Here is a 16,469-nt window from a genome sequence, read left to right as displayed (position 1 = left end):
CATCAATGCTCAATAATCGTGACACCGTCAGGTTTCCCGGCATGATTGACGTTGATAGCGTAATCATTAAAAGCCCTTGGCGGTTTGGTGTCATCTATGCGCTTGGCGGTTACCAAATCGAATAGTTTATGTGCCGGAGCTTTTCCCAGCGATGTCTCATGTTCAAATATGATTAACTTCCGGCTTGCCATTTTCCCACGCGCAGCGGAGTGGTCGTGCTCAAACATATCCATCAACGACTGCCAGAAGAGTTCCAAATCAGCTTCTGAAAAACCGGTCTTTTGAGCCAGCGGAGCCGATATATAGCCTTCCGCTCGATAAAGAGCATATGGAATTATGTGTTTTCGCCCCATAGTGCGTTCTTTCTCCGCATCCTTTTTGTTAGTAACGGCCATACGGGTAATGGTTATTTCCTGGGGAACAACTGTATCTAAACTCCTTGCAAAGCTGAACTGGACCGGGCCACGCACCTGACCGCAATTCACTTCAGTTGTCATAACTGCGCCAAACGCCCGAATATCGTAAAACCTGTTACACATATACTTTGTTACATCTTTAGCTTGTTCGGGATCTTTGGGCAGTTTTTTGGATTCCGGCTTGATTTTGAGTTCCTTATAAGCATTTTCATTAATATCATTTAAAACCGCGTTTTCGCGGACATAAATATCGAAGGGACTTTCTCCTCCTTGTGCCAGTTCAATATAGTTCCGCACTTTTCGCTTCAGGCATACGTCAGTTACAATGCCGTGACTGGTTTCCGGATCGATTCGCGGCATATTTCCAGCGTCGGGGTCGCCGTTGGGGTTACCGTTTTCCACTTCAAAAAAAAGTACGAATTCATAACGCTTATTCAATATCTTGCTCATTATATCAACCTTCCTTTATTTATTATTTTCATTCTTAACATAATTGGCTTGGTTCTGATGGTAATATCCAAGTATGAAAAGTCCCTGCTCTTCCATATTCAAATGTGCCGGAAACGCATCCAGTCCGTTCATGACCTCCTGGATTTTTCGTTCCGAAAGGTTTCCGTATTCAGATTTAGATATATGGTGCCGGGATAAGCGCAGCAACAGGGGGAACACCGCGCCGGGAGTCGCGGAAGCTGCTCCGAAGTAACGGTCACGAATTGTGGCATTGATATTGTTACCCAGGGCATCTTTCTGGACCTTTTCCAGCAAGGAAAATAGTCTTCCCAGCAGATACGCGTTGTTTGTATTTTTTTCATTTAGACTCACAGTGATCATCGCCTCCTTTTCCTTTTGTTTTTGGATGCGGTACTTTCTTGCTAAAAAAGCCTTGATTACAGCAGCGCGGATAGTGTTTACACCGCCGTGCTCACCACCGGTCCGGCAGCGCATTATCGCCGCGTTGTATAAGGGTTGAGGATACATCTCGCCTGACAGGATTGTCTTCAGCAGTTGGCCACCAAGCAGTGGCGGAATGTTCTTCGTATCTTCCTGGACCGCTATCGCTTTCAGTGTCCGCCATGGTGATACTGTGCCACCGAGCCTTTCTATTCCGGCAATGTCCATGTCGGTATAATGATGTGCTATTTTCTCCAGTACGTCCCCGAAACTGCTGACCTGCCAGAAACGCACCGACAATCTGGCGGCGTTGGGCGCAAGTCCCAGAAGATAGCACCGGGTCTCCGGGTTAAATTCGGTATCGCCCACTGGCAATCCCGACTTAACACGCTCCAGGACAGCCTTGGCTTGCCGGGCCGCGCTAGGGTCGATGCGTCGCTTCTCGCTTTCTTCCCCTGTTTCGGCAGCTACCGGGTCAAGACACCAGGCGAGAACTGTTTCCTCTGCTTTACCACCCTTTTTATCCGCCCAAAAGACCATGGTGGTATCAGCCAGACGAACCCGGTTTGTATCGCTGTCGATCAGGTAATTCAAAGCGGTGCCGTAGGCAAAAGCAACTTTTTTACTAACAGGCGCATTATAGCTTTGTGTTTTTCCATAAGAACGAAATGATTCAATCTGAAAAGACACCAACGCCGTGCCGGCAGGTTGGCCTCCAGCGCCTTTGATGGCAACATTATGTGTCCTGGCGATGTTTTCGATTTTTCCTGAAACCAGGCATTGACCAATTACTAATTCTTCCTCTTCTTTTTTTGCCAGTTCATTCATCCAAACAGAGGTAATCTCTGTGTTTTGATGAACATAACCCAATTGGCCGTCAATCCTATATACAGTATTAAAATTCTTTGGCTTGTTAAATTCTTCTTGATAACGCATGATAATGGCGTTGGAATCCCATGACTCTGGATTCCATGCCTTAAGAAAATTACTGACAGCTATTGCTTCTACGCATTCGATTTGTTGAAGCAACTTCAGGTTATAATCACGATATAGTTCAAATCGTTTTTTCCCTTCATTTTTATCCTTGCCGACACCCAAAGAGTAAAGGATCTTATCGCAGAGAAAATATGGTGCTGGGTGAACCCCTGAACGTTTTTTATGCTCAGGTACAAACTCTTCTTTTTCCACACTGAACAGATCCAAAAATTCACCCTCTTGAGAAAGGACGATCACGAAAGAAATATCAACGATACTGTAGCCCTGAGGCGCAATTTTGGATTCCTTATCACCCAGGAGGCGATAATAGTGTTCATTTAATGCCTGTAAAATCAAGTTATCGCCCCCTTTGATAATCGGGTGTCTATTACTCCATCTCTCATAGTTGGCCTGAAAAAAATGGGCTGCATGTCATTGGTAAAATCAATGTCCCAAAGCATCCACCCCAAATCAATTTCACCCTTTAATGCTGATTTGGGGATATCTTTTTCCAATAATTCAAAGTTCACCGGGAATTCACGGCAACCGAAGTAAGGGCGCATGTGACACTGCCCTTCCCGTGCCCGGCGAGTGAATATGTCACAATGTTTTCCGGGATTATCACTCTCACCGGCTTTTTCAGTCAGCTCAAAATGAGCCTCAATAATATATTCCACGTCACGAAGCACCAGCGCCGCCCGCTGTTGGCGTTCATTTTGCGCTGCCGCATACTGGTGAAGGTCGATAACCCCTCCGTTCATGGCGGTTTTAATGTTTCGCTCGGAGATTTTTCCGGCAACCTCATTCCTGCGGATCGAGTCGAAGCGGATGGGTTTTATAACATGAATGCGGTCAATGCTCCAGGCTAGCGCGGGTTTCCAGTGTATTGCTTCAAGAATTCCGCGCGCGGCTGACGGCGTCATTACGTCATAGCTAACCCTTTCAGCTTTCATTTCCGGCCGGGTAAAGCAGGCATAATCGCCCCAAACCCTTAGTTTGACTCCATATCCCATACCATTCTCCTTTCACTACACTTTGCGTCAGAACAGAAGCACTTCAGTTGGCGCCTTCACCTCCTTCGCATCTTTTAGCCCAAACCGCCTGTCATAATAATCGCGGTCAGTTACAAATTTCATAAAATCACCCACAGTTTTAATGACTTTTTCCTTTTCCAAAACAGCCAGCTCATACTGGTAAACCTGCACCACATATGGCTGCAGAGTGCGCGCTTGACTGGCCGGGAACGGGTGGCGGGCTGCTTTATCCATCAATTCCTCAGCATGCTTGTCCCAAGGGACGACCACCGAAACAGTGGCGTTGTCGATCATCTGGAATTTTTCAGCAATATCCGCAAAGGGGAAGGATAAGTCATCTTTGCTGTCTTCAATCTTTTTTAGAATGTCACCGGCGTCAAGGTTGTCACGTTCTAAGTCGAACAGTTGTTTAAAGTAATACTCGATCGCTTCGAGAGATAACAAATCATCATTTAGTTCCTGGGAGTGCCTTGCAGTGCTGCGCGTCAAAGCAGCAGCCGCAGAGAACCTGCCTTTTTGGGGCATTCCATGGGGTTCAGGGTCAAAGATGATCACCCGCCCTCTGGCCCTACGGCCTTCCCGATTGCACCGGCCTGCCGCTTGGGCGATAGAATCAATTCCAGCCGCCGCGCGGTAAACCACAGGAAAATCCACATCCACACCCGCCTCGATAAGTTGAGTAGATACCACACGGCATGGTTTTCCATCTTGAAGCGCCCTGCGGATCTCTGCGAGAACCACCTGGCGGTGTGCCGGGCACATGCGTGCAGACAAATGATATGCGCCCTCCTGTTCCTTTGCCAAAAGCTTCTCAAACAACAACCTGGCATGGCGCCTGGTGTTTACGATGGTTAGTACTTGTGGCATATCCGCCATCTCCGCAGCCAGTTTCTCGTCTGACATTTCGTTTGCATTTTCTACAGTCACACGTTTAAAAGTTTTCTGAAGTTCATTCGGATTTTCAATAATTTCCACTATCTTCGAATTGCCAGGAATCAAATTCTTTACTGCGGGTTGTGTTGCCGTACAAAGCACCACTGTAACGCCATAGTTGAAAACAAGCTCAGCCAAAGCCCAGAGGCAAGGTTTAATGCACTCAATCGGCATCATCTGAGCTTCGTCCAGTATGATCACACTATTAACGATATTGTGTAATTTTCGGCAGCGAGACCCTTTGTTTGCATAAAGCGATTCAAAGAATTGAACTGCTGTTGTGACAACAACCGGCATATCCCAATTTTCTGAAGCCAGGCGATGAACTTTTTCATGCTCATCCCAATCATCAAAGGTTCCTTCGGGATATTCAAAATTACTGTGATGCTCAAGGACAATACTATTTTTTTGTGTTTCACCTTCTAAAGTTTCCCTGAATACCTGTGCATTTTGCTCGATGATACTGGTATAGGGGATAACGTAGATTATACGGGCTTTCTTGTGCTTCGCAGCATGTTTTAGGCCGAATGCAAGTGACGAATATGTCTTTCCTCCACCTGTAGGAACAGTCAAAGTGAAAAATCCCGGTTTGGAGTCTGACATTGATAAGCATCTTTCTAGAATTGCCTGACGCGCTTTATTGATTACTGTTGGATTTTGACGGTTTTGTTCTGCCAAAAAAACATATTTTTCCTCAAACCGTTTTAATAATGTTTCTATAGATACAGAAAATTTAGAGTCCGAGCGTGCATTATACCGTTTAGTATTCATGGATTTTTCAGTATTTAAAAAATCTGCATCAACTAAACATGAATACATCATTCGTATACAAAAAGAAAAACTAAATGCTGCCATAGATGGATCCTTTGGTTTGGGCATTGATATCAGTTCCTGGTTATTTAAATCCGGAATCGCAATTTCTGCCGTATATGCCTGATAATCAGGAATATCTGTCCTTGCAAGACGCTCAGGTAGATTTCCCGGAGCGCCTTTGTTTCCATCCGGTAGCCCGCCATGGTGTCCTGCAATTATGAACGCCAAAGATTTACCTATTACCTTGCCAAATTTGCGATATACTTCCTGTGCACCGGCAGATTTGTGGTCCACCTTTGCACGTGCACCTTCCAGGCGCTTTTGAAATGCCTCCGAGTATTTCCCTAGATCGTGTGCCAATCCAATAATTCGCCCCAGTTTACCCGCCCCAAATTTTGCGGCCCGTTCTTCTGTCATACAAGCAACTTCATTTAGATGGCTTTTAAGTAGTTGCCAGTGTTCCTTATGTAAGACTTTTTTTGTAATCGGATCCTCTTTGGTATGACCGTAGTAAATCACTTTCATCACCATCTCTTGCCGGTTTGTTTAAATCGCCTCTGAATTGGCTTAATGAACTAACGTTGAAAAGAAAAGTATGTAAAAAGAACTCATTAAAGAAATCCTCCATAAGTTTTAAAATTATAACATTTGTACCAGGCTACACTATGTCACTTAACTAAAGTTTTTGAAAAATTTTATTTATGCTCACAATCCTCTTAATTAATAAAAATATCACTTCATTATATTATACTACCATAATTTACATATATCTACATGAAAGGACATATGATGGACTCCTTCCAAATTAAAGCTAATTGTATTAGTTTTCTTGCATGCAGCATATTACGGTTCCCTAAATGCTGCTTTTTTTAAAGGATTAAGTCAATTTTTGGAGTAATTATAGATATTACCTTAATGGAGGCAAACAATGGCTGTATCCGCTTTAAATTATAAAGAGATGTTTGATACGTCGCCGGTCGCGATACTAATCTATCAGGATGGTTATTACCGCGCCGTGAGCCCCGGTATGACCCGGTTAACAGGTTACACTGAAGAAGAGCTGCTCAAAATTTCTTACTCTGACCAGGTACACCCTGAAGACAGATACAGGGTAGTGGATAACGCCAGACGCCGCCTGGCCGGAGAGGACGTCCCGGACTCATACGAGTTCAGGGCAGTTAACCGTGCGGGCGATGTGCTCTTCTTAAGGGGCTTTTTTTCTCTTATTGATTACGGCGGCCGGCCGGCTATCATGGGTCAGCTTATTGACATCACCAGGCAGAAGCACGCCGAGCAGCTATTGGAAAAAGAGAAAAGCAGCTTCTCCGCCATTATTGAAAACCTCCCCTGCGGTGTATTTCTTTTGGATAGAGACTGGAATGTCATTCACCAGAACCAGGCCACGATTAATATGCTGGGTTACATACAAGAAGAAGTTTACACCTTTGACGAGAGACACCTGAAGTTCTACCCGGACCCGGAATACAGAAAAAAAGTCCTAAAGCTCTGGGTAGAAAACATCAATAAGCCTGTCAGGTCCAGCACTTTTACCGTAACCTGCAAGGACGGTTCTCTGAAAGAAATCGAATTTTGGACGACTTTCCTGGACGACGGGCGGATAGTCATAGCCATGTTTGACGTCACGGAGCGCAGGAGGGCAGAGGAACAAATCAGGGTAAGTGAAGCAAAGTACCGTGAACTGGCCGATTCACTGCCGGAAGTTGTCTTTGAAATGGATGGAAAAGGTATCATCACATATGGAAATAATAATTGTTATGATGTATTCGCATGCACTAAAGAAGATTTTGAGAAAGGCATCAGGATTATAGATTTTGTTGCCCCTGAAGATCAGGATAGGGCTGTGCAGAATATTTCAAGGTTGTTACAAGGGGAAAGGATAGGTTTAGTTGAATATACGGCACGCAGGAAGGACGGTTCGACTTTCCCCATAATGATACACTCAAAACCCGTTATCAAAGACGGCCGGACGGTCGGGCTGCGGGGGGTCTTAATGGACATAACAGAGCGCAAGCAGATGGAGGAGCGCCTGAAGATTCTGAGCCTGCGCGACCCGCTTACAGGCCTGTACAACCGCGCCTACTTTGAGAACGAAATTGAACGTTTGGAGAGCGGGGGGTACAGCCAGGCCAGCGTGCTCATATGTGACGTGGACGGGCTTAAAATTATCAACGACTCCTTCGGGCACGACAGGGGGGACGCCCTGCTGATAGCAGCCGCAAATGTCCTGAGGAGCTCTTTGCGGGACAGCGACATAATAGCGCGCATCGGCGGCGACGAGTTTGCCGTTATTCTTCCCAACTGCGGCCAGGTCCCCGCTGAAAGGGCTTTTAACAGGATCCTCAGCGCCGTGGAGAAATACAATGCAGCAAATCCCTTAATACCCCTGAGCCTTTCCGTCGGGTTTGCCACGACCAAAAGGTCGCTCGACCTGCGGGACCTTTACAAGGAAGCGGACAACAACATGTACCGCGAGAAACTGCACCAGAGCAGGAGTACCCGGAGCGCTGTAGTGCAGACACTGGTAAAAGCGATGGAAGCAAGGGACTTTAATACGGAAGACCATGCCGAACGCCTGCTGGTCTTGGTATCGGACCTGGGCCGGGCCGTGGATTTGCCCAAGCAAAAGCTGGATGACCTGCGCCTGCTGGCCAAGTTCCACGACATCGGCAAGGTAGGCATACCTGACAGCATATTATTTAAACCGGGCCCCCTTACCTTTTCAGAAACGAAAGAAATGAGACGGCATTGCGAGATCGGCCACCGTATAGCGCAGTCGGCGCCCGACCTGGCTTTGATCGCGGACTGGATCCTCAAGCACCATGAGTGGTGGAACGGTAAAGGCTATCCAATCGGCCTGAAAGAAGAGGAAATCCCGCTGGAGTGCCGCATACTGGCCATAGCTGACGCCTACGACGCCATGACCAGCGACCGGCCGTACCGCGGAGCTTTATCCCATGAGGAAGCGGTGGCGGAACTGAAAAGGTGTGCCGGGACCCAGTTTGATCCGAGGCTGGTTAAAAAATTCATAAAATACTTGATTGAATGGTGAATTTCAATTTCTTATAGGGCAGACTATTTAACTCATACTTTTAAGAAAATTGGCATCAAAACAAATTTTTATTTCGCTTTAATCTATTAATTTGATTAATAATACCATTATTCAGATATGCCTCAATAAGGGACAAATATAAATGCTCTTTTCCTATGATATCTCATATTTTTATTAAAAGGATATAGTTAGTTGTTGGAGTAATTATTTAATTATCACCTTGAGGGAGGCAAATAATGGTTGTTACCGCTTTAGATTACGAACAAATCTTTGCTACTTCGCCCCTTTCTATTCTTATCTATCAGGATGGTCTTTACCGTGCCGTGAACCCCGGTATGACCCGGTTAACAGGTTACACTGAAGAAGAGCTGCTCAAAATTTCATTCGCTGATCAGGTACACCCTGAAGACAGGTACAGGGTAGTGGATAACACCAGGCGCCGCCTGGCCGGGGAGGACGTCCCGGACTCATACGAGTTCAGGGCAGTTAACCGTGAGGGCGATGTGCTCTTCTTAAGGGGCTTTTTTTCTCTTATTGATTACGGCGGCCAGCCGGCTATTCTGGGGCAGTTGATTGACATTACCAGGCAAAAGCAAGCGGAAGAAATGTTGGAGAGGGAGAAAAGCAGCTTCTTAACCATAATTGAAAACCTCCCCTGCGGTGTGGTCTTTATGGATAAAGACGAGCGTGTCATCCACCAAAATGTCGCCGTAACCGAAATGCTGGGCTATACCCTGGAGGACATTCCCACGGCAGGCGAAAGTCTCCTGAAGTTTTACCGGGACCCGGCATACAGAAAGAAAGTTGAACATATATGGAATGCTGATGCCAAAAAGCCCGTTAAGGTCAGGACTTTTACTGTCGCTTGCAAGGACGGTTCTTCAAAAGAAATCGAATTCCGGACGACTTTCCTGGACGACGGGCGGATAGTCATAGCCATTTTTGACGTAACGGAGCGCAGGAGGGCAGATGAACAAATCAGGGTAAGTGAAGCAAAGTACCGTGAACTGGCCGATTCACTGCCGGAACTTGTTTTTGAAATGGATGTAAACGGGTTAATCACATATGCTAACAATAATGCTTACGATTTTTTCTGCTGTACTAAAGATGATCTTAAGAAAGGCGTCAAGGGTATAGATTTTATTGTTCCTGAAGAACAGGCAAAAGCCTGGCAGAATATTTTAAAGTCCATGCGCGGAGAAAAATTAGGTAGTGTTGAATATATGGCACGCAGGAAAGACGGTTACACTTTCCCCATTGTCATACATTCAAGTCCAATTATCAAAGACGGCCGGACGGTCGGGCTGCGGGGAATCATTATGGACATAACAGAGCGCAAGCAGATGGAGGAGCGCCTGAAGGTTCTGAGCCTGCGCGACCCGCTCACAGGCCTGTACAACCGCGCCTACTTTGAGAACGAAATTGAACGTTTGGAGAGCGGGGGGTACAGCCAGGCCAGCGTGCTCATGTGTGACGTGGACGGGCTTAAAATTATCAACGACTCCTTCGGGCACGACAGTGGGGACGACCTGCTCATAGCGGCAGCCGATGTCCTGAGGAGCTCTTTGCGGGACAGCGACATAATAGCGCGCATCGGCGGCGACGAGTTTGCCGTTATTCTTCCCAACTGCGGCCAGGTCCCCGCTGAAAGGGCGTTTAGCAGGATCCTCAGCGCCGTGGAGAAATACAATGCAGCAAATCCCTTAATACCCCTGAGCCTTTCCGTCGGGTTTGCCACGACCAAAAGGCCGCTCGACCTGCGGGACCTTTACAAGGAAGCGGACAACAACATGTACCGTGAGAAACTGCACCAGAGCAGGAGTACCCGGAGCGCTGTAGTGCAGACACTGGTAAAAGCGATGGAAGCAAGGGACTTTAATACGGAAGACCACGCCGAACGACTGCTGGTCTTGGTATCGGACCTGGGCCGGGCCGTGGATTTGCCCAAGCAAAAGCTGGATGACCTGCGCCTGCTGGCCAAGTTCCACGACATCGGCAAGGTAGGCATACCTGACAGCATATTATTTAAACCGGGCCCCCTTACCTTTTCAGAAACGAAAGAAATGAGACGGCATTGCGAGATCGGCCACCGTATAGCGCAGTCGGCGCCCGACCTGGCTTTGATCGCGGACTGGATCCTCAAGCACCATGAGTGGTGGAACGGTAAAGGCTATCCAATCGGCCTGAAAGAAGAGGAAATCCCGCTGGAGTGCCGCATACTGGCCATAGCTGACGCCTACGACGCCATGACCAGCGACCGGCCGTACCGCGGAGCTTTATCCCATGAGGAAGCGGTGGCGGAACTGAAAAGGTGTGCCGGGACCCAGTTTGATCCGAGGCTGGTTAAAAAATTCATAAAATACTTGATATACAGCAGGTAAATTTATAATTTTAGAAGGTAAGACAATGTATTGCATAGAAAATTAAATATGAAGAGATTAGCCCCGGTATTGTTGCCGGGGTAGTTCTGTTGGGCAAATATTTGTTGTATTTTTATACATTAAAATGTATAATTATAAATATTGGCGGTTGTGCTTTCACGGCGGGCCAATGTTTTCTATTTCGAGGCAAGAGGTGATTGTTAATGACTGTTAAAGTAGGTATTATTGGCGCCACCGGCTATACCGGCTCAGAACTGGTGCGGATACTGTACCGCCACCCGGAGGTGGAGCTTGTGTCGCTGACGACCAGGAGCTACGCCGGGATGCCTCTGCACAAGGTATACCCGCACCTGAATAAATACTGCCAGCTGACCTGTGAAGAGCTGGACCGGGCTAAAATTTTTGATATTTCCGATGTCGTTTTTGTCGCCCTGCCGCACGGGCATGCCATGCCGGTGGCGGTTGAGGCGGCGCGGCGCGGTAAAAAGATGATCGACCTGGGCGCTGACTTCCGTTTCTCTGACTTCCAGGTGTATGAAAAGTGGTACAAGGTGGAGCACGAGGCAAAGGACCTGCTGGAAGAAGCCGTTTATGGGCTGCCCGAAGTTAACCGGGACAAAATCAAGGGGGCCTGGCTGGTTGCCAACCCCGGCTGCTATCCCACCAGCGCCATCCTGGCCCTGGCGCCGCTGCTGCAGCAGAAGCTGATCGACACCGGCAGCATCGTTGTTGACTCCAAATCGGGCGTATCGGGGGCGGGCAGGGGGCTTTCACTTGGCTCCCACTTCTGCGAGGTCAATGAAAATTTCAAGGCTTACAATGTCGCCGCTCACCGCCACACACCCGAAATTGAGCAGGCGCTGAGCAGGATCGCGGGCGAGCAAATCACTGTTACATTTACCCCCCACCTGCTGCCGATAACCAGGGGCATCCTCAGCACTGTTTACGCGAAGCTGTCCTCTGACGCCAGTGTGGGAAGGATCCGGGAGCTGTACAGGGATTACTATGAGAATGAATTTTTTGTGCGGGTGCTGCCGGACGGGACGCTGCCCCAGACCAAGTGGGTAGCCGGGACCAACCACTGCGACATCGGCGTGACGGTAGACGAACGGACCGGGCGGGTTATTGTCATATCGGCCATCGACAACGTGGTCAAGGGCGCTTCCGGCCAGGCGGTGCAGAATATGAATATCATCTGTAACCTGCCCGAGGACACCGCCCTTGCCGGACCGGGACTGTATCCGTAAAATATTTAATCAAATAGACAGAAAATAAAGGGAGATTATAACTGGAGGCGGGTGCGAGTTGGAAGATAAAAATTTTGAGTTTATAAAAGGCGGGGTAGCAACGGCAGCGGGATTTTTAGCCGGGACCGCCTGCGCGGCGATAAAGAAAGCCGGCAAACGCGATGTCGCGGTCATATATTCCTCAGTTCCGGCGTCAGCCGCCGGGGTTTTTACCATGAACAGGGTCAAGGCGGCACCGCTCCTTATTTCCATGGAAAGGCTGGCGGCGGGAAGAGCCCGGGCCGTGGTCGTAAACAGCGGCAACGCCAATGCCTGCAACGGGGCGCAGGGGATGAACGACGCCCTGGCCATGGCCGCCGAGGCGGCTGTTGTCCTAAATATCCCGGAAGACGAGGTCCTGGTGGCGTCCACCGGTGTTATCGGCAGAAAGATGCCCATGGACAAGGTGCTGCCCGGCGTCCGGGCAGCGGCCGGGGAGGTTTCACCGGATGGCGGCCCTCTGGCGGCACAGGCCATTATGACCACGGATACCTACTCCAAGGAGGCTGCAGTTCAACTGGAACTGGGGGGCAGGAAAGTCACAATCGGCGGCACGGCCAAGGGATCAGGCATGATCCACCCGAATATGGCGACGCTGCTCTGCTTTATAACCACCGACGCGGCGGTGTCTGCCGCATGTTTGAAAAAGGCGCTGCAGCACGCCGCCGATCTCAGCTTTAACATGATCACGGTTGACGGCGACAGCAGCACGAACGATATGGCGGTGATCATGGCTAACGGCCTGGCCGGCAATAAAGAAATCAATGACGAAGGCGATGATTATACATATTTCAGGGATGCCCTCACAGCGGTCTGCACCATCCTGGCCAAGGCCATAGCGAGGGACGGCGAGGGAGCAACCAAAATGATAGAAGTGAAGGTGCTCGGCGCCGCGACAGAACAGGACGCCCGCCTTGCTGCCCGCTCGGTGGCAGGATCAAGCCTGGTTAAGGCGGCTGTTTTCGGAAATGACGCCAACTGGGGCAGGGTGATCTGCGCAGCGGGATACTCCGGGGCCGCATTCGCACCTGACAAGTTTGATATTTTTCTCGGAGACGTGCAGGTGGCTAGGGACGGCGGCTCCCTGGAATTCAGCGAAGAGCTGGCCCTGGAGGTGTTGAAGCAGGACACCGTCACGATTACGATTGACTTCAAGTCCGGCGGTTGCGGCGCCACTGCCTGGGGATGCGACCTGTCTTACGACTATGTTAAAATAAACGCCGACTACAGAACGTAGAATGAGACGTGAGAAATGGGACATGAGACGTGAGAATTGAGACGTGAGACTGCACGATATCCTCAAGGGTCAAGGACCTTAAAGGAATGCAGGTATCTGACGTCCGACATCTGACGACCGACTACTGAATTAGGGGGGTATGGGTTGTTGAAGGACCTGGACAGGGCGGCTGTGCTGGTGGAGGCGCTGCCTTATATCAAGAAGTTTTACGGCAAGACCGTTGTTATAAAATACGGCGGGCACGCCATGCTCAATCCGGAACTGAAAGAAGCGGTGCTCACAGACACAGTGCTGATGAAATATGTCGGCATGAACCCGGTGATAGTGCACGGCGGCGGTCCGGAAATAACTGACATGCTGAAAAGGTTAGGCAAGGAGTCACGCTTTGTCGGAGGGCTGAGGGTCACTGACAAGGAAACGATGGAAATTGTTGAAATGGTCCTGGTGGGCAAGATCAACAAGGAGATCGTAACCTGGATTAACCGCATCGGGAGCAGGGCGGTAGGACTCTCCGGCAAGGACGGGAACCTTTTTGAGGCGGTAAAAAAATACAGAAAGGTGCGCACTTCCGATGGGGGCGAGGAAATGGCCGACATCGGGTTCGTGGGAGATATCAGCCGGGTGAACCCCGAGATCGTGGCCACTGTTATTTCAGAGGGGTACATCCCGGTGGTGGCTCCGGTGGCTGTGGGACAGGACGGGCAGGGCTATAATATTAACGCGGACTATGCGGCGGGGCGGCTGGCAGCGGCCCTGGGCGCGGATAAGTTGATTATCCTGACTGATGTGGAAGGGATCATGGCGGACCGGTCAGACCCGGCTTCACTGTTTTCGGTGCTGAAAGCTGATGAAATACCTTCATTGATTGACCGGGGTATTATTGACGGAGGAATGATCCCCAAGGTGGAATGCTGCCTGGATGCCCTGGCCGGCGGGGTTAAAAACACCCACATCCTGGACGGAAGGGAACTACATTCGATACTGCTTGAATTGTTCACTGACAAAGGTATTGGTACCATGGTCGAAAAGTGATTACTCTGACAGCATAATAGCCAAATAGGAATGCAGATATTACTGGCGTCCGACGACAGACAACTGAATTTGGAGGTGTGTTATGAATACAAAAGAGATCGTAAAGCTCGGTGATAAATACCTGATGCGCAACTACGGCAGGATACAGCTCGCCCCGGTGGATGGAGACGGAGCACAGCTGTGGGACGCCGACGGGAAGGAATACCTGGACTTTGTCAGCGGTATCGCTGTAAACGCCCTGGGACACTGCAACCTGGCGGTTGTGGACGCAATTTGCGACCAGGCCAAGAAGCTAATCCACTGCTCTAATTTATACTACATTGAGCCCCAGGTCCTCCTGGCCAAAATGCTGGTTGAAAACAGTGTCATGGATAAGGTCTTTTTCTGCAACAGCGGCGCCGAGGCCAACGAGGCGGCGATAAAGCTGGCGCGCAAATACGCCAAGGTTAAGCACGGCCCGGACAAGGTGGAAATTATCACCGCCCTGAATTCTTTTCACGGCCGCACACTGGCTACGATTACGGCCACCGGTCAGCCCAAGTACCAGAAAAACTTTGAGCCGCTGCCGGCAGGCTTTAAATATGTTCCGTTTAACGACCTGCAGGCTATGACAGAAGCCGTTGGCCCCGAAACCTGTGCGGTTATGCTCGAGCCCATCCAGGGTGAGGGCGGGGTGAACTTGGCTTCCAAAGAATACATCAATGGTGTCAGGAAATTATGCAGGAAATTCGGGGCGCTGATGATTTTTGACGAGGTGCAGACCGGTATCGGCAGGACCGGGCGCCTGTTTGCTTACGAGCATTACAGTGTGAAACCTGACATAATTACACTGGCCAAAGCGCTCGGCGGCGGTTTCCCCATCGGGGCCATGCTGGCCAGGGGAGAAGCGGCCAGGGTCTTTCAGCCCGGTGACCACGCCTCGACCTTCGGCGGCAACCCGCTGGCCTGCGCGGCAGCCCTGGCGGCCCTGGAGGAGATAATCGAGGGTGAGGTAGTGGAGTACACCAACGCTGTGGGTGAGATCCTGTACAGCGAACTGGAAAAACTGCGTGAAAAGTACGATTATGTCAAGGAAATCAGGGGGAAGGGCCTTTTAATCGGTATGGAGCTGTCGATCGATGGTAAGAAAATCGTGGACGCCTGCCAGGAAAAAGGGCTCCTGGTTAACTGCGTGGGCGGCCATGTGCTCCGCTTTATTCCTCCCCTTACCGTCAGCTCCACGGAAGTGAGGCAGGCGATCGGCATCCTGGATGAAGTTATGGCGGGAATAAAAGTTTAATCTGTTAATAATGCAGATTTATATATCAGAAAAGAGGGGTTTTATTTTGGGGCCTGGTAAAGTTGATTTAAAGGGACGCGACTTGTTATGCCTGCATGATTTTACACCTGGGGAGATAGCGGCTATACTTGAACTGGCCGGAGATTTAAAGGAGAAGCAGAAGAAGAGTATTCCCCATCCCAGTCTCCAGGGAAAGACTTTGGGAATGATCTTCTACAAGTCTTCCACTCGCACCCGGGTTTCCTTTGAGGTGGCCATGTACCAGCTGGGCGGTTATTCGCTGTTTTTAAACTCCAACGACCTCCAGCTGGGGCGGGGTGAGACCATACAGGATACCGCCAGGGTTTTGTCCCGCTATCTGGACGGGATCATGATCCGTACATTCGAACATGCCGAAGTGGAGGAACTGGCGAAGTATGCCGATATTCCTGTGGTAAACGGGCTTACTGACATGCAGCACCCCTGCCAGATCCTGGCCGACCTGCAGACGGTTTTGGAGAGAAAAGGCCGGCTGAAAGGCCTTAAGATGGCCTATGTCGGTGACGGCAACAACGTCTGCAACTCCCTCCTGTTCGGCTGCGCCAAGGTTGGTATGGATATTGCGGTGGCGTCGCCTGATGGTTACAAGCCGGATGCGGAAGTGGTGCGCCAGGCCAGGGAGGATGCGGTAGCCACCGGCGCCCGGATCGACATAATCACCGACCCGGTAGAGGCCGTGACCGGCGCGGACGTAGTTGTCACCGACGTGTGGGCCAGCATGGGGCAGGAAATTGAGCGTGCCCTGCGTGCCCGTGTCTTCGCGCCGTACCAGGTCAACCCCGGGCTGGTAAGCCATGCCAAACCCGATTACATTTTCCTGCACTGCCTGCCGGCTCACCGGGGCGAAGAGGTAGTGGACGAGATTATTGACGGGCCGCACTCGGCGGTCTGGGATGAGGCGGAAAACCGCCTGCACGCCCAGAAGGCGATCCTGGCCATGCTATTATAAGAAATAAACAGCACAGGATTAACAGGATTACCAGGATTAACAGGATGCCATTGCATCATTAATATATAAAATACTGATAATTATGGCTAATAATTTAATACTAAAGATACTCACTATAAGGTTAAATTGATAAA

The 16,469-nt window shown here is 49.7% G+C and carries 11 protein-coding genes; 7 read left to right on the top strand and 4 right to left on the bottom strand.

Features of this window, described 5'->3' with window-relative positions; translation table 11 throughout:
* Positions 1–2: 2 nt before the first annotated feature.
* The 4 genes from cas7c to cas3 are packed head-to-tail and all read right to left on the bottom strand — an operon-like array spanning position 3 to position 5,593.
* Complete coding sequence (gene cas7c / locus ACOBQJ_RS09090; RefSeq protein WP_421071440.1) at positions 3–866, bottom strand: type I-C CRISPR-associated protein Cas7/Csd2; 864 nt, start codon at positions 864–866, stop codon at positions 3–5.
* Between the two features lie 15 nt (positions 867–881).
* Positions 882–2,639 (bottom strand): type I-C CRISPR-associated protein Cas8c/Csd1, encoded by a 1,758-nt coding sequence (gene cas8c / locus ACOBQJ_RS09085; RefSeq protein ID WP_421071439.1) that lies wholly within the window; start codon positions 2,637–2,639, stop codon positions 882–884.
* Entirely contained in the window at positions 2,636–3,295 is a 660-nt protein-coding gene (gene cas5c, locus ACOBQJ_RS09080; RefSeq protein ID WP_421071438.1) for a type I-C CRISPR-associated protein Cas5c, read from the bottom strand. Before cas5c ends, cas8c begins: the two co-directional genes overlap by 4 nt.
* Positions 3,296–3,322: 27 nt before the next feature.
* Positions 3,323–5,593 carry a CRISPR-associated helicase Cas3' gene (gene cas3, locus ACOBQJ_RS09075; protein ID WP_421071437.1) on the bottom strand — a complete coding sequence of 757 codons (2,271 nt, stop codon included), beginning with the start codon at positions 5,591–5,593 and terminating at the stop codon, positions 3,323–3,325.
* Between the two features lie 397 nt (positions 5,594–5,990).
* Between cas3 and ACOBQJ_RS09070 the strand changes: the two genes are divergently transcribed.
* From ACOBQJ_RS09070 to argF, 7 genes are all read left to right on the top strand, one after another.
* Positions 5,991–8,132, top strand: a complete 2,142-nt coding sequence (locus ACOBQJ_RS09070; protein ID WP_421071436.1) for a PAS domain S-box protein — start codon at positions 5,991–5,993, stop codon at positions 8,130–8,132.
* A gap of 236 nt (positions 8,133–8,368) precedes the next feature.
* A complete protein-coding gene (locus tag ACOBQJ_RS09065) occupies positions 8,369–10,513 on the top strand; it encodes a PAS domain S-box protein (protein ID WP_421071435.1) in 2,145 nt (714 codons plus the stop codon).
* Positions 10,514–10,716: 203 nt separating this feature from the next.
* Complete coding sequence (gene argC / locus ACOBQJ_RS09060) at positions 10,717–11,760, top strand: N-acetyl-gamma-glutamyl-phosphate reductase (protein ID WP_421071434.1); 1,044 nt, start codon at positions 10,717–10,719, stop codon at positions 11,758–11,760.
* 58 nt (positions 11,761–11,818) lie between these two features.
* Positions 11,819–13,036, top strand: coding sequence for a bifunctional glutamate N-acetyltransferase/amino-acid acetyltransferase ArgJ (gene argJ, locus ACOBQJ_RS09055; protein ID WP_421071433.1), 1,218 nt, complete (start codon positions 11,819–11,821; stop codon positions 13,034–13,036).
* Positions 13,037–13,180: 144 nt separating this feature from the next.
* Entirely contained in the window at positions 13,181–14,068 is an 888-nt protein-coding gene (gene argB, locus ACOBQJ_RS09050) for an acetylglutamate kinase (RefSeq protein WP_421071432.1), read from the top strand.
* Between the two features lie 82 nt (positions 14,069–14,150).
* Positions 14,151–15,347, top strand: a complete 1,197-nt coding sequence (locus ACOBQJ_RS09045) for an acetylornithine transaminase (RefSeq protein WP_421071431.1) — start codon at positions 14,151–14,153, stop codon at positions 15,345–15,347.
* Positions 15,348–15,357: 10 nt separating this feature from the next.
* Positions 15,358–16,335: an ornithine carbamoyltransferase gene (gene argF, locus ACOBQJ_RS09040; RefSeq protein WP_421071430.1), complete on the top strand. Its 978-nt coding sequence runs from the start codon at positions 15,358–15,360 to the stop codon at positions 16,333–16,335.
* Positions 16,336–16,469: the final 134 nt, after the last annotated feature.

Origin of the sequence: Pelotomaculum propionicicum, from assembly GCF_048984525.1 — a bacterium.
GTDB classification, from domain to species: Bacteria; Bacillota; Desulfotomaculia; order Desulfotomaculales; family Pelotomaculaceae; genus Syntrophopropionicum; species Syntrophopropionicum propionicicum_A.
This window is presented reverse-complemented; position numbering and strand designations above follow the sequence as displayed.